This is a genomic window from Knoellia sp. AC549 (assembly GCF_979258975.1).
The window spans coordinates 2,469,031-2,485,648 of sequence record NZ_OZ409890.1 but is presented as its reverse complement, the minus strand read 5'-3'; the positions used below and the strand labels follow the sequence as shown (position 1 = coordinate 2,485,648).

Below are 16,618 nucleotides of genomic sequence, written 5' to 3'. Positions count from 1 at the left end.
TCGCTCGTGAACCGGATCGATCCGGCTCGCGAGCGAGGTCACGGTTCGCGAACCGCTTCGTGTCGCGCGTCAGTCGTCGGCACGGGTGCGGTGGGCCGACGCGATCGCGGCGAACTGGTGGACGTCGAGCTGCTCCCCGCGCGTGCGCGGGTCGATGTCCGCCGCGACGAGAGCGGCCTCGGCGGCCTGCGGTGAGCCGGCCCACCCCGCGAGAGCGGCTCGAAGTGTCTTGCGCCGCTGCGCGAAGGCGGCGTCGACACAGGCGAACACCTCTTCGCGGGTCGCGTCGGTCGGCGGTGGGTCGCGGCGGACGAGCTTGACGAGGCCGGAGTCCACGTTGGGAACCGGCCAGAACACCGACCGGCTGACGTTCCCGGCCAGGGCCACGTCGGCATACCAGGCAGCCTTGACGCTCGGCACGCCGTAGATCTTGGATCCAGGCCTGGCCGCGAGCCGCTCGGCGACCTCCAGTTGCACCATGACGAGGATGCGCTCGAGCGTGGGGAAGCGCTCCAGGAAGTTGAGGACGACCGGCACCGAGATGTTGTAGGGCAGGTTGGCGACGAGCGCGGTCGGCGCATCACCGGGCAGCTCCTCCACCCGGAGGGCGTCGGCGTGCACGACGGTGAGCCGGTCCGCGACACCCGGAGCCACGGTCTGGACCGTCCCCTGGAGCGCGCCGGCCAAGGTCGGGTCGACCTCGACCACGGTCACGTGACGGGCCACCGGCAGCAGGGCCAGGGTCAGCGAGCCCAGACCCGGGCCGATCTCGACCACGACGTCGTCGGGGCCGACACCAGCCACCCGCACGATGCGCTGCACGGTGTTGGCGTCGATGACGAAGTTCTGCCCCCAGGACTTCGTGGGGCGGATGTCGAAGCGGGCCGCGAGCTCGCGGATCTGGGCGGCTCCGAGAAGCCCTGACGACGACATGGCCGCCACCTTATGCGTTCCCCACCAAGACGACTTTGTGCCCCGTTGGGACACGGTGCGCAGGCCATGGGCCGACACCGTGTGTCCCGACGGGGCACAAACTCGCAGACAGGGTCAGGCGGCGTGGCCGCAACCCCAGGGCTGGAGGCCGCGGTCCGCGTAGACACGGTTGGCGACGGTGATCTGCTCCGCCCGCGACGCGAGGTCGGCGCGTGAGGCGAAGTCGCCACCACCGGCACCGAGCCAGGTGCGGATGTCGAACTGCAGACCGCCGTAGTAGCCGTTGCCGGTGTTGATCGACCAGTTGCCACTGGACTCACACTCGGCGATGCGGTCCCACATGGCGGCGTTGCTGAGGTTGATGCCAGCGCCGGAGGTGTTGCCGGGGGACGGAGCCGGGGCGGGGGCGGGGGCCGAGCGGGTCTGCGGCTCGCGGTCCGGGGTGCTGGACGGGGCCGAGGGCTTGGGGGCCACGGGCTCGGGCTTGGCCTTGGTGCCGACCGCGATGACCTCGGTCACGGGAGCGCTGGTGACCTTGCGGCCGAGGATCCGGTCGCCGACGGGCCTGCCGTCGACGAGGGTCCGGAGCACGTCGAACGACCGGCGGCCGTCCTTGCCGTCGGTGACGACCTTGCGGGTGCCCTCGAGGAGCGAGGCGTCCTTCTTGGTCGTCGTCGTGTGGTCGATCTCCTGCGTGGTCGTCAGGCGCTGCTGCGAGACGCGCTGCACGGTCAGGGCCAGGCCGTTGCGGAGCGGTGTCGTGGGAGCCGGCGAGACGCGGTCGTCCTTGTCGTACTTCACACCGAGCTCGCGCAGGGCGTCGGCGACGGTCGCGGACGTCGAGGTGTGCGTCAGCTTCTTCTTGTCGACGCTCACGGTCACGGCCTTGGGGGTGACCAGCGTCAGGGCGAGACCTTGGCGGCCGAGCGCCTGTGAGCGCGAGGCGGAGAGCTTGGCGTCGCTGCCGGCGCGGATGTCGAGATCGCGGAGCGCGGCGTCGACGGTGGTGGCCGTCGTCCAGTACTCCTTCTTGACACCGTCGATGGTCACGACGAGCTTGCGCCCATAACGCACCGAGATGGTGTCACCGTCCTCCAGCGGCGAACCGGCGGAGGGGACGACCTGGTCGTGCTCGCCGACCTTGATGCCCTTCTTGGCGAGGGCATCGCCCACGGTCGAGCCGAAGACGTGCAGCGACGAGGTCTGGCCGTCGACGGACACGGCGACAGCCTTGTCGAGGTGGGCGACGCCGAAGGATCCGGCGGCGACCGTGAGTGCCGCAGCACCTTGGGCAGCGAGACGCAGGGGACGAGAAATCAAGAGGGCTCCGATGATCGAACTCTCCGGATACCAGGACGAGCGACAGTCCCTCAGGGAGGACTGCGGGGCCCCCAGGGGAGGAGTCCCGACAACAGGAGAGCGAGGTCCACAGGCGTCACCGCCAGCGTCCTCGCCCCTGCTTTCGCCCGGAGCCCAGCTCCGGCCAACTCATCCACCATGACCAGAAATCGGGCAAAGGTCAAATTTCGGTAACGGCGAGATAGCCCGCAGGTGTCACTGCTGAGGCGGCTGTGACACCTGAGGTCTCACCACGGTCCGTAGACGCGCTCCGAGTTCACCGACAGGGCCGCACAGAGCGTCGGCACGGCCACGCCCAGGGTCGCCGCCATCGCCCGCACCGTCAGCGGCACGAGGTGGGGGGCGTTGACCGCGCCGCGCCAGGGATGCGGAGTGAGGTAGGGCGCATCGGTCTCGACGAGCAGCCGATCCAGCGGAACCACCGAGAGCGCGTCGCGCAGTCCGTGGGCGTTCTTGAAGGTCACGGTGCCTGCGAAGGACAGGTGGTAGCCCCGCTCGACGCACTCCTGCGCCATGGTGAGGTCGCCCGAGAAGCAGTGCAGCACAGTCGATTCCGGCGCACCCTCCTCCTCGAGGATGCGCAGCACGTCGTCATGGGCGTCACGGTCGTGGATCTGCAGCGCCTTGCCCAGTCGCTTGGCCAGGTCGATGTGCCAGCGGAAGCTGTCGTGCTGCACGTCCCGGCCCTCGGGCCCGGTCCGGAAGTAGTCGAGCCCGGTCTCGCCGATGACCCTCACCCTGGGGTGCTGGGCCAGCTCCTCGATCTCGGCGTATGCCGCGTCGAGGCTTCGGCTCGCCGCCAGACCCGGCACCTCGTTGGGGTGCAGGGCCACCCCACCGAGCATCGCGGCATACGTGTCGAGCATCTCGATCGTGGCGCGAGCCCCCGGGAGGTCACAGCCGATCTGGACGACCCGGTCGACACCGACCGCCCTCGCCCTGGCGAGAAGGTCGGCGATGTCGACCGGCACACCCTCGCGCTCGATGTCGAGGTGGGCGTGGTTGTCGACGACGGCGATGGGCAGTGGGTCGGGCAGGTCCGGGACCCCCCTCGTCGAGGTGGCCGCAGTGGTCACGGCTGCTCGAGCCTCGCGAGCTCCTCCTCGACGACTGCCTCGTCGAGCTTGACGAACACCCCGGTCGGCTTGGAGATCGGCGCCCCGACCGCCACCGGGCGCGACTCCCAGCTGGGGGTCGCGCTGTAGTCCCCGGTGATGATCGGGTAGGTCCGGTCCTTGTCGCCGTCGTCGAGCCCGTGGACGTCCTCGACGACCGGCATCGGGACGAACTCGCCCTGGCCTCCGATGAACGCGTGCACCCGGTTGGCGGCGTGCGGCAGGAACGGCGCCAGGATGGTGTTGAGGTCGCTGACGCACTGGATGAGCGTGTGCAGGACCGTGGCGAGGCGCTCACGCTGGTGCTCGCCCTTGAGCTTGAACGGCTCGGTGTCCGTGACGTATTTGTTGACGTCGCCGACCGCCCGCATCGCCTCGCCCACCGCGGCCTTGATGCGCTGCCTGGCGAGCAGGTCACCGACCGTGTCGAACGCCCGAAGCGTGGCGTCGCGCACGGCCTCGTCGACGGGCTCGAGCTCGCCCGGCGCCGGGATCTCGCCGAAGCTCTTGGCGATCATCGCGCCGGTGCGGTTGACGAGGTTGCCCCAGCCGGCGACGAGCTCGGAGTTGTTGCGCTGCACGAACTCGGCCCAGGTGAAGTTGCTGTCCTGGTTCTCCGGGCCGGCCGCGCAGATGAAGTAGCGGATCGGGTCGGGGCCGTAGCGGTCGAGGACGTCGCGCAGGTGGATCACGTGGCCGCGGCTGGAGCTGAACTGCTTGCCCTCCATCGTGAGGTACTCGCTGCTCACGACCTCGGTGGGGAGGTTGAGCTCGCCGTACTTCCCCGGCTGACCGCTCTTAGCGCCGCGACCGGCATACGCCAGGAGCTCGGCCGGCCAGATCTGGGCGTGGAAGGTGATGTTGTCCTTGCCCATGAAGTAGTAGGAGAGCGCCTCGGGGTCGTTCCACCACTCGCGCCAGCGGTCGGGCTCACCGAGCCGACGGGCCCACTCGATGGACGCCGACAGGTAGCCGATGACGGCGTCGAACCAGACGTAGAGGCGCTTGGTGGGCAGCTCGCGCCAACCGTCGATCGGCACCGGGATGCCCCAGTCGAGGTCGCGGGTCATCGCGCGGGGGCGCAGCTCCTCGACGATGTTGAGGCTGAACTTGATGACGTTGGGACGCCACGTCCCCGTCGCCTCGCGGCCGCGGAGGTAGCCCTCGAGGGCCTCGGCGAGCGCCGGCAGGTCGAGGAAGAAGTGCTGGGTCTCGACGAACTTCGGGGTCTCGCCGTTGATCCGGCTCCTCGGGTCGATGAGGTCGGTGGGCTCGAGCTGGTTGCCGCAGTTGTCGCACTGGTCGCCGCGCGCCTCGCCGTAGCCGCACACCGGGCAGGTGCCCTCGATGTAACGGTCCGGAAGCGTGCGTCCCGTGCTCGGGCTGATGGCACCCAGCTGGGTCTGCTCGACCATGTAGCCGTTGGCGTGGACCTGCGTGAACAGCTCCTGCACCACTGCGTAGTGGTTGGCCGTCGTCGTGCGCGTGTAGAGGTCGTAGGAGCAGCCGAGGTCGGCGAGCTCGCGGGCGATGACCTCGTGGTTGCGGTCGACGAACTCCTGCGGGGTGACGCCCTCCTTCTCGGCCTGCACGAGGATCGGAGTGCCGTGCTCGTCGCTGCCACTGACGACGAGGACGTCGTGGCCGGCCATCCGCGAGTACCTGCTGAACACGTCCGGAGGGACGCCGATCCCGGCCACGTGGCCGAGATGGCGGGGACCGTTGGCGTACGGCCAGGCGACAGCAGACAGGATTTTGCTCACTCGTGAATCCTAGGCCGCGCACGCAACCGTATTCGCCGCCGTCCGGGCGCCCCTGCCCGTCGAGACGACACGCGCGTATGCCGTCCGCTCAGCCCTGTGACTCGGCTGCGGCGAGCTCGGCCTTCCAGTCGCGAAAGCCCTCCTCGGTGCGGCCCAGCCGCCAGTAGCCCGAGATCGACAGCTGCTCGCGGTCGAGGCCGCGCTCTCGCAACAGGTAGGGGCGGATGCCGTGCATGACAGCGTTGCCCTCGCCGTGGACGAAGGCATGGACGCGACCGTGGGGCCAGTCGAGTGCGCGCACCGCCTCGACGAGGTCAGCGCCGCTCTCGCGGTGGACGAAGGTCAGCTCGGCACCGGACGGCCGTGCCAGCTCCAGCTCGGCTTCCGGCCCGTCGACGAGCAGGATCACGCGCGCCACGGCATCGGGAGCGAGGTCCGCGAGCGCGGCAGTGATCGCGGGGAGGGCCGACTCGTCACCGGCCATCAGGTGCCAGTCGGCGTCGGCGTCGGGACGGTATCCGCCGCCAGGGCCATTGGCGAGAAGCGTGTCGCCCGGCTGCGCGGCCGCAGCCCAAGGCCCGGCCACACCCTCGTCACCGTGGACCACGAAGTCGATCGCCAGCGTGCCGGCGTCGACGTCGGGGAAGAGCGCCGTGTAGGTCCGCACGACCGGGAGGTCCTCCGGGGGCATGGTCCCGCGCAGGGCCTGCAGGTCGAGCGGTTCCGGGTAGTCGACCCCGGCCTTGGGGAAGACGAGCTTCACGTAGCGGTCGGTCGAGTCGTTCCCCACGAACGCCGACAGGTCGTCGCTGCGGAACCACACCCGGGTGAGGCGTGGGGTCAGCTGTTCGGTGCTGGTGACGGTGAGGTGGGTGGGCACACGATCTCCTGGAAGGTTGGGCTCGGCCACCCCAACTCTGCGCCATTAATCGCTGGCTCGGCCCGCCGGGCACCTGTCAGGCTTCCCAACGGCCCGCCGCCAGCTCGGCGACGCGGGTGACACCCCACCAGCACGACGCCACCAGGAGGTGCGCGATGAAGCAGATCACTCCCCGGCTCATGAACTGGGCCTCAGTCCTCGAACCTTCCACCCAGGAGCAGGCGGAGCGCACCTCCACGCTGCCCTTCGTCTTCCCGCACGTGGCGCTGATGCCGGACGCCCACCTCGGGCTGGGCGCGACGGTCGGCTCGGTCATCCCGACCGAGCGGGCCATCATTCCGGCCGCCGTCGGGGTGGACATCGGCTGCGGCATGATCGCCGTCCTCACCCAGTTCACCAAGGACGACCTGGGCGACCGGTCGCTCGCTCCCCTGCGGGAGTCGATCGAGCGGGCCATCCCCCTGTCGGCTGGCGCTGCCAACAAGAAGGTCGTGGCGACGGCGCAGCCTCGGGTTGCCGAGCTTGAAGCCATGGCTGTGGAGGCCGACTTCAATCCGGACCAGCGGGCCGGCCGGTGGCGCGAGCAGCTGGGAACGCTGGGCAGCGGAAATCATTTCTGCGAGGTGAGCCTCGACGAGCAGGACCGGGTCTGGGCGTTCCTTCACTCCGGTTCGCGGGGCGTCGGCAACAAGATCGCGCAGCGCCACATCGCGATCGCCCGGCAGCTCATGGACCGCTACTGGATCACGCTGCAGGACAAGGATCTCGCCTACCTCGTCGAGGGCACGGACGAGTTCTGGGCCTACATCCGGGAGCTGCGGTGGGCTCAGCACTACGCCCTGCTCAACCGGGAGGAGATGATGGACCGGGTCCTGCGGCAGCTCGGCGAGTTCGTCGGCACTGCGGTGGACGAGCAGGAGCGGGTCAACTGCCACCACAACTTCACCCAGCAGGAGAGGCACTGGGGCAAGCAGCTGTGGGTGTCTCGGAAGGGCGCCATCGAGGCGAAGGAGGGCCAGCTCGGCCTCATCCCCGGCTCGATGGGCACGCGCTCCTACGTCGTCGAAGGGCTCGGCAACGCGATGTCGCTCAACTCCGCGCCGCACGGTGCCGGCCGGTTGTTCTCACGGAGCAGGGCCCGCAAGACGTTCACCCGGGACGAGCTGCGGGAGGCGATGGTCGGGATCGAGTACAAGGACTCCGACGCCTTCATCGACGAGATCCCGGGTGCCTACAAGGACATCGACCAGGTCATGGCCGACGCCGCTGACCTCGTGACCGTCCGGCACACGCTGCGGCAGGTCGTCAACGTCAAGGGCGACTGACCCAGGCCCAGAGACGCGTATGCCGTGTGGTCCCGACAACGGGACCACACGGCATACGCGATTGTGCTGTGCAACAGGGGAACTCAGCCGCGCAGGATCTCCTCGAGGACCTGGGGGTAGTTCGTGATGATGCCGTCGACGCCCCAACGGATGGCGCGCTGCATGTCCTGGCCGCCGTTGACCGTCCACACGTGGGTCTCGAGACCGAGCTGTTGGATGCGGGCGACGTCGGACTCCTGGGTGACGGCAAGGGCCGGGTTGACCTGGTCGGCCCACTGCGCGGCGAGGGTGAGGTCGACCTCGGTCGGGCGCGTGCCGAAGAGCAGACCCACGGGCACGTCGGGCGCGAGGTCGGCATACGAGCGCAGCCACACGTGGTTGAACGACTGCATCGTGACGCGACCGGCCTTGACCGCCCGCTGGAACTCGCCCATCGAGCGCAGCTCCTTGTCGATGTCCCGCTCGATGCCGGGGTAGCGCTCGGGCAAGCTTGGCCTCCATGAGCATGCTGGCGCGCTGGCCGACGGCGGCGACCCACTCGCGCAGGGTCGGGATGCGCTCCCCCGTGAACTTCGGGGCGAACCACGAACCGGCGTCGAGGCGCTTGACCTCGGCGAGCGTGAACGTGCCCACGTCGTAGGACAGGCGGCCCGGGAAGACCTCCTCGACGTCCGTCGTCCGGGCCAGGCTCGCATCGTGCAGGATGACGAGCTTGCCGTCCTTGGTGCGCTGGATGTCGTTCTCGATGACGTCCGCGCCCTGGGCGAGTCCGAGGCGGATGGCGGCGATCGTGTTCTCGGGCGCCGCGCCGGACGATCCCCGGTGCGCGATGTTGGCGACGTCGGGGCGGGGCTTGCCTCCCCTGCTGGTGCCACGGTGGCCACGAGGCCGAGCGCGACGAAGGTGGCGGCGATGGCGCGCAGGCTGAGGGCAAGACGGGCGACGTGGGCCAGTCGGGACATGGGTACGTGCTCCTCACAGACAGATCTCGGTATGCCGTGTGCTCACGACCCCCTGACCCTCGCCTTCGCGGGTGACCCGCGCGTGAAGCGAATGTGGCCGCCCGGCATCGAGTAGACATGTCCTGGACGGCGGGTCGCCGTCGGGGACGTCACTCAGGAGGTAGGCACGTGATCGCCGCACTGACCGGCATGGGGTTGTCCGCCGCCGCGGGCCTCAACGCCTACATCCCGTTCATGATCGTCGCCCTCATCGCCAGGTTCACCGACGTCATCACGCTGCCCTCGAGCTTCTCGTGGATCGAGTCACCGTGGGCGATCGGCGTCGGCGCCTTGCTGCTCCTCACCGAGCTCGTCCTCGACAAGATCCCCGCCATCGACACGGTCAACGACGCGATCCAGACGTTCATCCGGCCGAGCATGGGCGGGCTCATCTTCGCGGCGACGACCGCGGCCGAGGACATCGACCGGTCGACCTGGATGGGTGACAACCCCTGGGTCGGCGTCGTCCTCGGCATCGTCGTGTCCGGCCTCGTCCACTCCGGCAAAATGGCTGCCCGCCCGGCCATCAACGCTGGCACGCTCGGCGCCGGCGCACCGCTAGTGTCCACGGCAGAGGACGGTGCCTCGCTGGGGCTGTCGCTCGTCGCGATCTTCATCCCGATCCTCGTGATCTTCGCCCTCATCGGCCTCGCGTGGCTCCTCATCTGGATGTGGCTCAGGGTCCGCAGGTGGAGGAAGCGGCGACTCGAACGCGGCGGCGCGCACCCGGCATACCCACGCGTCTGAACCCATCGGCGCGTGACAGGCGCGCCATCAGGGGAGGTCAGCGGTCGGCGTGCAACCCACGCACGAGCATGGGCACCGCAGCCCTGACGAAGTCCTCGCGCTTGTCCGCCGGCATCCGCGTGGCCGAGCCGAGCACGCCCTCGAGCGCCGCGACGGCGACCGACGCCCGGATGCCGGAGTCGGTGCTGCCACCGGCCTCGGAGATGCCGGCCACCAGCGTGTCGAGGCCGGCGCGCCAGCTCTGGAAGACCTTCATGAGCTCCGGGCGCCGCACGGCTTCGAGGGAGAGCTCCCCTGCGTCCGCACGACCTGGGGGCGATCGAGCCAACGCAGGAGCAGGTCCGTGGCCTCGTGGGCCAGGGCGTCGGTGTCGTCGGCATGGGTCGAGGCGAGCGTCGCCATCTCGTCGACGTCGCGCGACATGCTCGCGGCGACATGTTCGGCCAGACCGATGAGCAGCGCCTCGCGAGAGCGGTAGTAGGCCGAGCAGGTGCCCTCGGGCAGGCCCGCCCGAGCATCGACCGAGCGGTGGGTGAGGCCGCGCAGCCCCAGGTCGGCCACGACCTCGGTGGCCGCCGCGAGCAGCTCGGCGCGTCGCCCCGATGCGGCAGGAGTCTCACGTGGGGTCATCGCGCCATTGTGCCGGTCAGCCCCTGTCGCCGCGGGGTCGCTCAGCGGGTTTGGCGTTGCCGTTCTACAGCTGTAGAGTTACTACAGACGTAGAAGAAAGGAGCCCACCATGGGCCTGCTCACCGGTCTCTCGACCATCACCACGTTCCTCGTCGCCATCATCGCCATTGCTGGAGCACTGGTCGTCGGTCTCACCGCGTTCGTCGCCGTTCCCGCACTCCTGGAGTCGCGCACCCTGCGCCGCAGCCGCCAGCTCAGCATCCCGGCGTTCTACTTCGGCACCGCCGCCTCGCACTGACCCACCTCGCGCGGCCCCCCAGCGAGGCGCCATAGGCTGCGCCCCATGCGCCGCCAACACCTCGTCGAGACGTGGCTGGTGCTGGGTGTCTCGCTCGGGGCGTCGGCCATCTGGAGCGTGCTGTCGCTTCTCCGCAAGCTCACGGCCGAGGTCTCGCTGAGCAAGCAGACGACCGCCATGAACTCGTCGGTGACGCCCGACCGGCCATGGCTCGACCTGACCTACCAGCTCGTCGGGATCGCCCTGGCGCTCGTGCCCGTCGTCCTGGCCCTGCACCTGCTGTCTCGCGATGACGCACGCGCCCGCTTCACCATCGGCTGGGACTGGACGCAGCCGGCGCGCGACCTCGTGCGGGGACTCGGGCTCGCGGCCCTCGTCGGGATCCCCGGACTTGGCCTGTATGCCGTCGCGCGGGCTCTCGACCTCAACACCACCATCGCTGCCGCGAACCTCACCGACGTGTGGTGGGCGGTGCCGGTGCTGGTCCTGGCCGCCGCTCAGAACGCCATCCTCGAAGAGGTGGTGATGATCGGCTACCTCTTCACGCGCTGGTCGCAGGCGGGCTGGTCGACGTCGCGAATCATCCTGTCGTCGGCTCTGATCCGCGGCTCCTACCACCTGTACCAGGGCTTCGGAGGGTTCGTCGGCAACGCCGTCATGGGGCTGCTCTTCGGCTGGCTCTACACCAGGACCAAGCGCGTCGGACCGCTCGTCGTCGCACACACGGTGCTGGATGTGGTGGCCTTCGTCGGCTACGCCCTGCTCAAGGACCACCTCAGCTGGCTCTGACGCGGTAGCGGTTCACCAGTCGGGGGATCTGTGACGAGTCGGGGCGTCTGACTACCCCGACTCGTCACGCAACCCCCGACTGGTCCCCGAGGTTGAACCAGGTCGAGCGCCGTTCGGGCCGAACACCCTTCTCGGCCAGGATGGCCAGCAGCTGCTGCGGCCTCAGGAGGTGGCTCCACACCCAGCGTGCCACCTGCGTCTGGCGCCGCAGCCGGTCTTCACGCCTCTTCTCGGCCCACAGCACCCGGCCCGCCTCCTCGAGACTGGCACCCGCCGGAATGCGGTACTTCATCCGGCCGTCGAACTCCCCGACCGCCCCCTCCCACCAGAAGTCGACGTCGCCCACGTGGCCGTCCTCGTCGGTGAACGAGACCTGCAGCCGCGGCCTGGGAACCAGCAGCCGGAACATCTGCACACGGGAGAAGCTCTCTCCCGGCGACATGCTCAGCCCGTCAGCCAGACTCACCGCCGTCGTGGCCAACGCCCGCCCACGGGCTCTGGCCGGCACGAGGTCCAGCTCGGCGGCGAGCTGATCGCGGGTGCACATCGAGTGTCGCAGGCAATAGTCGGCAGCCGTCACGGCGTCCTGCAGGGTGCCGTGACGCGCAAGGTCGACGACGGTTCGGGCTGGCGGCGTGACAAGCACGCCGTTGACGAGCTCACACACCGCGTCGCCGCCGAGCAGCGGGCGGAGGACCGACGAGCCACTGACGCCACGGCGCGTGACGATATGACGCACCGTCCTGGGCCAGGTGCTGATCCGAGGGATGCCGAGGACTGCGGCCGCCGACTCCCCCGCGAATCGCACCGCTTCTCCCTTGCGATGGGTGAGTGCTGTGGCGTGCACGAGGGCCGCGTGGCGGTCCACCGGCGGCAGGTCCACGAAGCTCGACTCCGGCAGCCACACCCCCGTCCGGATCTGCTGCCACCCACCGCGACTCGGCTCGATCGCCAAGGTTCGCAGGTCGGTCGTCCGGCGCAGCAGGCTCGGGTCGAAGGGCGGATGGCGAGGCGGTCCGAACATCACCCGAGCATGGCAGGATCTCCCGATCTCGCCCGGCCGTTATCCCCAAGGGGCCGAGGGGCGTCACCAGTCGGGGCCACTGTGACGGGTCGGGGCCTGGAAGCACCCCGACTCGTCACTGAACCCCCGACTGGTGGGGGCGGGATGGCGAGGGGACACGCGAATGCGGGCGGGCGGCATACCGAGAACAATCCGGTATGCCGCCCGCTCACCTGCCGAGGTGTCAGCGGCCGTTCTTGAGGGCCGTGCGCAGGTCGAGGTTGAGCTGGCTGATGACGTCCTGCGGGATGCCCTTTGGGCACGCGCTCGTGCACGCCCCGATGTTGGTGCAGCCACCGAAGCCCTCGTGATCGTGCTGGTTGACCATGGAGACGACGCGGGCGTCGCGCTCGGGCTGGCCCTGGGGCAGCTCGCCGAGGTGGGTGATCTTGGCGCCCAGGAAGAGCATGCCGCTGGCGTTGGGGCAGGCTGCGACACAGGCACCACAGCCGATGCACTCGGCCGCCATGAACGCCCGGTCGGCCTTGTCCTTGGGCACGGGAGTCGCGTGGGCGTCGGGTGCGGAGCCGGTGTTGGCGGAGATGTAGCCGCCGGCCTGGATCATGCGGTCAAGCGAGCCGCGGTCGACGACGAGGTCACGGATGACGGGGAACGCCTCGGCGCGCCACGGCTCCACGGTGATCGTGTCGCCGTCCTTGAACGAGCGCATGTGCAGCTGGCAGGTCGTCGTCCGCTCGGGTCCGTGCGCGTGGCCGGAGATCATCAGGCCACACATGCCGCAGATGCCCTCGCGACAGTCGCTGTCGAACGCGATCGGCTCGTCGCCCTGGGCGTTGAGCGTCTCGTTGAGGACGTCGAGCATCTCGAGGAAGGACATGTCCGGGCTGATGTCGGCCACCTGATAGGTGACGAGGCCGCCCTTGTCGGCGGGGCCGGTCTGGCGCCAGATCTTGAGAGTGAGGTCCATTATTTGTAGCTCCGCTGCTTCAGCTTGATGAACTCGTACACGAGGTCTTCCTTGTGCAGGATCGGGGCGCCCATCCCGGCGCCGACCCCTTCGGCCTCGCTGGGTGGCGTGAACTCCCAGGCCGCGACGTAGGCGTACTCGTCGTCGTGACGCAGGGCCTCGCCGTCCTCGGTCTGCGACTCCGCCCGGAAGTGACCACCGCAGGACTCGCGGCGGTGCAGGGCGTCGATGCACATGAGCTCGCCGAGCTCGAGGAAGTCGGCGACACGGCCGGCCTTCTCGAGGGACTGGTTGAGGGTGTCGGCGGCGCCGAGCACGCGCACGTTGCGCCAGAACTCGTCGCGTAGGCCCTTGATGAGGTCGATGGCCTTGAGCAGGCCCTCCTCGCTGCGCTCCATGCCGCAGTACTCCCACATGATGTTGCCGAGCTCGCGGTGGAACGAGTCGACGCTGCGCTCACCGTTGATGGCGAGGAGGCGCTCGGTGCGCTGCTCGACCTCGGCGCGAGCGGCCACGACCGACGGGCTGTCCTCGGTGAGCGGCGTGAGTGAGCCGGTCGCGAGGTAGTCACGGATCGTGTTGGGGAGGACGAAGTAGCCGTCGGCCAGGCCCTGCATGAGCGCCGAGGCGCCGAGCCGGTTGGCGCCGTGGTCGGAGAAGTTGGCCTCGCCGGCGACGAACAGGCCCGGGATGGACGACGACAGGTCGTAGTCGACCCAGAGGCCACCCATGACGTAGTGGACCGCCGGGTAGATGCGCATCGGCGTCTCATAGGGGTTCTCACCGGTGATCCGGGCATACATGTCGAAGAGGTTGCCGTACTTCTCCTCGACGGCCGCTCGGCCCAGACGCTCGATGGCGTCGGCGAAGTCGAGGTAGACACCACGCCGGAAGTCGCCGACGACCGGGCCGACGCCGCGGCCCTCGTCGCACACGTTCTTGGCCTGGCGCGAGGCGATGTCACGGGGCACGAGGTTGCCGAAGGAGGGGTAGATGCGCTCGAGGTAGTAGTCGCGGTCCTCCTCGGCGATGTCGACCGCCGCCTTGTCGCAGTCCTCGCGCTTCTTGGGCACCCAGATGCGACCGTCGTTGCGCAGCGACTCCGACATGAGCGTGAGCTTGGACTGGTGCTCGCCGGAGACGGGGATGCAGGTCGGGTGGATCTGCGTGTAGCAGGGGTTGGCCATGAGGGCGCCCTTGCGGTGCGCACGCCACGTCGCGGTGACGTTGGAGCCCATCGCGTTGGTGGAGAGGAAGAAGACGTTGCCGTAGCCACCGGAGGCCAGCACCACGGCGTCGGCAAGGTGGGTCTCGATCTTGCCGGTGACGAGGTCACGCGCGATGATGCCGCGCGCTCGCCGGTCCGCGCCCTCGCCGTCGACGATGACCTCGAGCATCTCGTGCCGCGTGAACTGCTCCACGGTGCCGGCCGCGACCTGGCGCTCGAGCGCCTGGTAGGCCCCGATCAGCAGCTGCTGGCCCGTCTGGCCACGTGCGTAGAACGTGCGCGACACCTGGACGCCACCGAAGGACCGGTTGTCGAGCAGCCCGCCGTACTCACGGGCGAAGGGCACCCCCTGCGCCACGCACTGGTCGATGATGTTGGCGCTGACCTCGGCCAGGCGATAGACGTTGGACTCGCGCGAGCGGTAGTCACCACCCTTGACCGTGTCGTAGAAGAGGCGCTGGACCGAGTCGCCGTCCTCCTTGTAGTTCTTGGCTGCGTTGATGCCGCCCTGGGCGGCGATCGAGTGGGCCCGGCGCGGGGAGTCCTGGAAGCAGAAGGACTTCACGTGGTAGCCGGCCTCGCCGAGCGTCGCGGCGGCAGCACCGCCCGCGAGCCCGGTGCCGACGATGATGACCGACATCTTGCGTCGGTTCGCCGGGTTGACCAGCGACGCCTCGAACTTGCGACGCGTCCACTTCTTCTCGATCGGGCCGTCCGGTGCCTTGTGGTCGTGGATGGCGTAGCCCTCGGTGAAGATGCCGTTGAAGAGCCCGGACGAGGCCGACGTGCGTGCGTTGTTGTCAGTCATGGTTCAGCGACACCTTCAGTCGATCAGGCCGAATGCGATGGCCAGGGGCGGGATGAGGAACCCGACGGTGATGAGCGCCGCGACGGCGAGCCCGATCGTCCGGGCGCGAACGCGCGCCTTGGGCGACCCGGTCCAGCCGAGCGTCTGCTGCGCGCTGTAGACGCCGTGCTTGAGGTGCATGAAGAGCGCGACCATCGCGAGGATGTAGATCGCGAGCATCCACCACACCTGGAAGCTCGCGACGACGAGCTGGTACGGGTTCTCGGTGACATTGGGGCCCTGCTTGTCACCGTTGGGCGAGATCTTGATGATCGTGAAGTGCAGGAGGTGCCACACGATGAAGATGAGGAGGAAGGTGCCTCCCCAGCGCATCCACTTCGTCGTCGCGGCCGTCTTGACGGCGGCGTACTTCGTGCGGCGCGCGCTGCCCGCCCGACTCCAGAGGGTGTACGTGGCATACACGTGCCCCACGAGCGACAGGATGAGGACCACTCGCACGATCCAGAGCAGCCCGTTGTGGGGGAGCATCGGCTCGCCGAACGTCCGCAGGTGCTCCGCGTACGTGTTGAAACCCTCCTCTCCCGTGAGGGCCTTGAGGTTTCCGTACATGTGCAGGAGCAGGTATCCGACGAAGACCAGGCCGGTCACTGCCATGAGCAGCTTGAGCGCGATCGTCGTGCTCCGCGCCGTGGTCCCGCGCGGGGAGAGCGTCGTCGTGGGCATGGACGAAACGTACCTCGCGCCGGGCGGACCAACACGCTCAGGCAGACCTAAGTCACGTGTGAGATTGGCACGTTACTGACGCGTATGCCGTCCGCTCACCGAACGCCGGCTCGCTCAGCCGTCAAGGCGGGCCAGCTCGTCCTCGTCGAGGTCAAGGTCCGCGGCGGCCGCCGAGTCGGTGATCGACTGCGGGCGCTTGGCGCCGGGGATGGGGATGACGACCGGGGACTGGGCCAGCTCCCAGGCCAGGGCGACCTGCTGGGCACTGACCCCACGCGCCGTGGCCACCTCGGCGAAGGCCGGGAACGTCGTGGCGAGGTCCTTGGCACCACCGAGGCCGCCGAGCGGGCTCCACGGGAGGAAGGCCAGCCCGAGCTCCTCGCAGACGTCGATCTCGGGGCGGCTGCTGCGGAAGGCCGGGCTGAACTGGTTCTGGACGCTGACGAGCGCGTCGCCGAGCACGGTGTGAGCGGCGCGGATCTGGTCGGGGTCGGCGTTGGAGAGACCGACGCGCGCGACCTTGCCGCTGTCGGCGATCTCCTTGAGGGTGCCGATGACCTCGTCGTAGGGCACGGCCGGGTCCGGACGGTGGTGCTGCCAGAGGGCGAGCTGCTCGACTCCGAGCCGGCCCAGGCTGGCGTCCACCGCCTGTCGCAGGTGGTCGGCCGAGCTGTCGGTGTCCCAGCCGCCGCCGTCGGTGCGCACGTGACCGCCCTTGGTGGCGAGCAGCACCTGGTCGCGCACGCCCAGCTCGTCGAGGATCGAGGCGATGAGCCGCTCGTTCTCACCCTGCGCGTCGGCGCCCTTCTCGTCGCCCGGACCGTAGGCGTCGGCGGTGTCGAGGAGCGTCACGCCGGCATCGAGTGCAGCCCGGACGGTGTCGAGCAGCTGCTGGCGAGGCTGGCTCCCGCTCTGGTCGAAGGTCATCAGGCCCAGGCCGATCGCGCCGACCTGGATGTCTCCCACGTTGCGTGTCTTCATCTCCCCAACCTATCGACCCGGCCGGACAGTGACCCTCGCGGTGCCGC

The 16,618-nt window shown here is 69.2% G+C and carries 17 protein-coding genes and 1 pseudogene; 4 read left to right on the top strand and 14 right to left on the bottom strand.

The features are described from left to right. Positions 1 to 69 precede the first annotated feature (69 nt). The 5 genes from rsmA to ACZZ98_RS12135 all read right to left on the bottom strand — a co-directional run bounded on the left by rsmA (position 70) and on the right by ACZZ98_RS12135 (position 6,050). On the bottom strand, positions 70 to 933 hold the full coding sequence (gene rsmA, locus ACZZ98_RS12155; protein ID WP_463516481.1) for a 16S rRNA (adenine(1518)-N(6)/adenine(1519)-N(6))-dimethyltransferase RsmA: 864 nt from the start codon (positions 931 to 933) through the stop codon (positions 70 to 72). Positions 934 to 1,047: 114 nt separating this feature from the next. After that, on the bottom strand, positions 1,048 to 2,253 hold the full coding sequence (locus tag ACZZ98_RS12150) for a ubiquitin-like domain-containing protein (RefSeq protein ID WP_463516480.1): 1,206 nt from the start codon (positions 2,251 to 2,253) through the stop codon (positions 1,048 to 1,050). 266 nt (positions 2,254 to 2,519) lie between these two features. Continuing rightward, entirely contained in the window at positions 2,520 to 3,368 is an 849-nt protein-coding gene (locus ACZZ98_RS12145; protein WP_463516478.1) for a TatD family hydrolase, read from the bottom strand. After that, positions 3,365 to 5,170, bottom strand: a complete 1,806-nt coding sequence (gene metG, locus ACZZ98_RS12140; protein WP_463516477.1) for a methionine--tRNA ligase — start codon at positions 5,168 to 5,170, stop codon at positions 3,365 to 3,367. The genes ACZZ98_RS12145 and metG overlap by 4 nt, the downstream gene beginning before the upstream one ends. An 88-nt stretch (positions 5,171 to 5,258) precedes the next feature. Beyond that, complete coding sequence (locus ACZZ98_RS12135) at positions 5,259 to 6,050, bottom strand: siderophore-interacting protein (RefSeq protein WP_463516475.1); 792 nt, start codon at positions 6,048 to 6,050, stop codon at positions 5,259 to 5,261. Positions 6,051 to 6,205: 155 nt separating this feature from the next. Between ACZZ98_RS12135 and ACZZ98_RS12130 the strand changes: the two genes are divergently transcribed. Next, positions 6,206 to 7,375, top strand: a complete 1,170-nt coding sequence (locus ACZZ98_RS12130; protein WP_463516474.1) for an RtcB family protein — start codon at positions 6,206 to 6,208, stop codon at positions 7,373 to 7,375. Between the two features lie 83 nt (positions 7,376 to 7,458). Here the strand turns inward: ACZZ98_RS12130 and ACZZ98_RS12125 are convergent, their stop codons facing one another. Both ACZZ98_RS12125 and ACZZ98_RS12120 read right to left on the bottom strand, forming a co-directional pair. After that, a complete protein-coding gene (locus ACZZ98_RS12125; protein ID WP_463516473.1) occupies positions 7,459 to 7,863 on the bottom strand; it encodes a glycerophosphodiester phosphodiesterase in 405 nt (134 codons plus the stop codon). A gap of 40 nt (positions 7,864 to 7,903) precedes the next feature. Then, a pseudogene (locus tag ACZZ98_RS12120) lies at positions 7,904 to 8,155 on the bottom strand (glycerophosphodiester phosphodiesterase family protein); the annotation flags it as partial. A 350-nt stretch (positions 8,156 to 8,505) separates the two neighbouring features. Between ACZZ98_RS12120 and ACZZ98_RS12115 the strand changes: the two are divergent. Then, positions 8,506 to 9,123 carry a DUF4126 domain-containing protein gene (locus tag ACZZ98_RS12115; protein ID WP_463516472.1) on the top strand — a complete coding sequence of 206 codons (618 nt, stop codon included), beginning with the start codon at positions 8,506 to 8,508 and terminating at the stop codon, positions 9,121 to 9,123. A 37-nt stretch (positions 9,124 to 9,160) separates the two neighbouring features. Here ACZZ98_RS12115 and ACZZ98_RS12110 read toward each other — a convergent pair whose 3' ends face one another. Further along, a complete protein-coding gene (locus ACZZ98_RS12110; protein WP_463516471.1) occupies positions 9,161 to 9,397 on the bottom strand; it encodes a hypothetical protein in 237 nt (78 codons plus the stop codon). Further along, on the bottom strand, positions 9,376 to 9,753 hold the full coding sequence (locus tag ACZZ98_RS12105) for a TetR/AcrR family transcriptional regulator (RefSeq protein WP_463516470.1): 378 nt from the start codon (positions 9,751 to 9,753) through the stop codon (positions 9,376 to 9,378). Before ACZZ98_RS12105 ends, ACZZ98_RS12110 begins: the two co-directional genes overlap by 22 nt. 109 nt (positions 9,754 to 9,862) lie before the next feature. On the opposite strand from ACZZ98_RS12105, the gene ACZZ98_RS12100 reads away from it, so the two are divergent. Further along, positions 9,863 to 10,051 carry a hypothetical protein gene (locus ACZZ98_RS12100; protein WP_463516469.1) on the top strand — a complete coding sequence of 63 codons (189 nt, stop codon included), beginning with the start codon at positions 9,863 to 9,865 and terminating at the stop codon, positions 10,049 to 10,051. Positions 10,052 to 10,096: 45 nt separating this feature from the next. Further along, the gene (locus ACZZ98_RS12095; protein ID WP_463516468.1) at positions 10,097 to 10,840 is read left to right on the top strand and encodes a CPBP family intramembrane glutamic endopeptidase; all 744 of its coding nucleotides are present in this window, start codon (positions 10,097 to 10,099) and stop codon (positions 10,838 to 10,840) included. Between the two features lie 64 nt (positions 10,841 to 10,904). Here ACZZ98_RS12095 and ACZZ98_RS12090 read toward each other — a convergent pair whose 3' ends face one another. From ACZZ98_RS12090 to ACZZ98_RS12070, 5 genes are all read right to left on the bottom strand, one after another. Then, complete coding sequence (locus ACZZ98_RS12090) at positions 10,905 to 11,864, bottom strand: hypothetical protein (RefSeq protein ID WP_463516467.1); 960 nt, start codon at positions 11,862 to 11,864, stop codon at positions 10,905 to 10,907. 223 nt (positions 11,865 to 12,087) lie between these two features. Next, entirely contained in the window at positions 12,088 to 12,831 is a 744-nt protein-coding gene (locus ACZZ98_RS12085; protein WP_463516466.1) for a succinate dehydrogenase/fumarate reductase iron-sulfur subunit, read from the bottom strand. Beyond that, positions 12,831 to 14,867, bottom strand: a complete 2,037-nt coding sequence (locus ACZZ98_RS12080; protein WP_463516465.1) for a fumarate reductase/succinate dehydrogenase flavoprotein subunit — start codon at positions 14,865 to 14,867, stop codon at positions 12,831 to 12,833. The genes ACZZ98_RS12085 and ACZZ98_RS12080 overlap by 1 nt, the downstream gene beginning before the upstream one ends. 15 nt (positions 14,868 to 14,882) lie before the next feature. Beyond that, entirely contained in the window at positions 14,883 to 15,590 is a 708-nt protein-coding gene (locus ACZZ98_RS12075; RefSeq protein WP_463516464.1) for a succinate dehydrogenase cytochrome b subunit, read from the bottom strand. Positions 15,591 to 15,704: 114 nt separating this feature from the next. Continuing rightward, entirely contained in the window at positions 15,705 to 16,571 is an 867-nt protein-coding gene (locus ACZZ98_RS12070) for an aldo/keto reductase (protein WP_463516463.1), read from the bottom strand. Between the last annotated feature and the right edge of the window lie 47 nt (positions 16,572 to 16,618).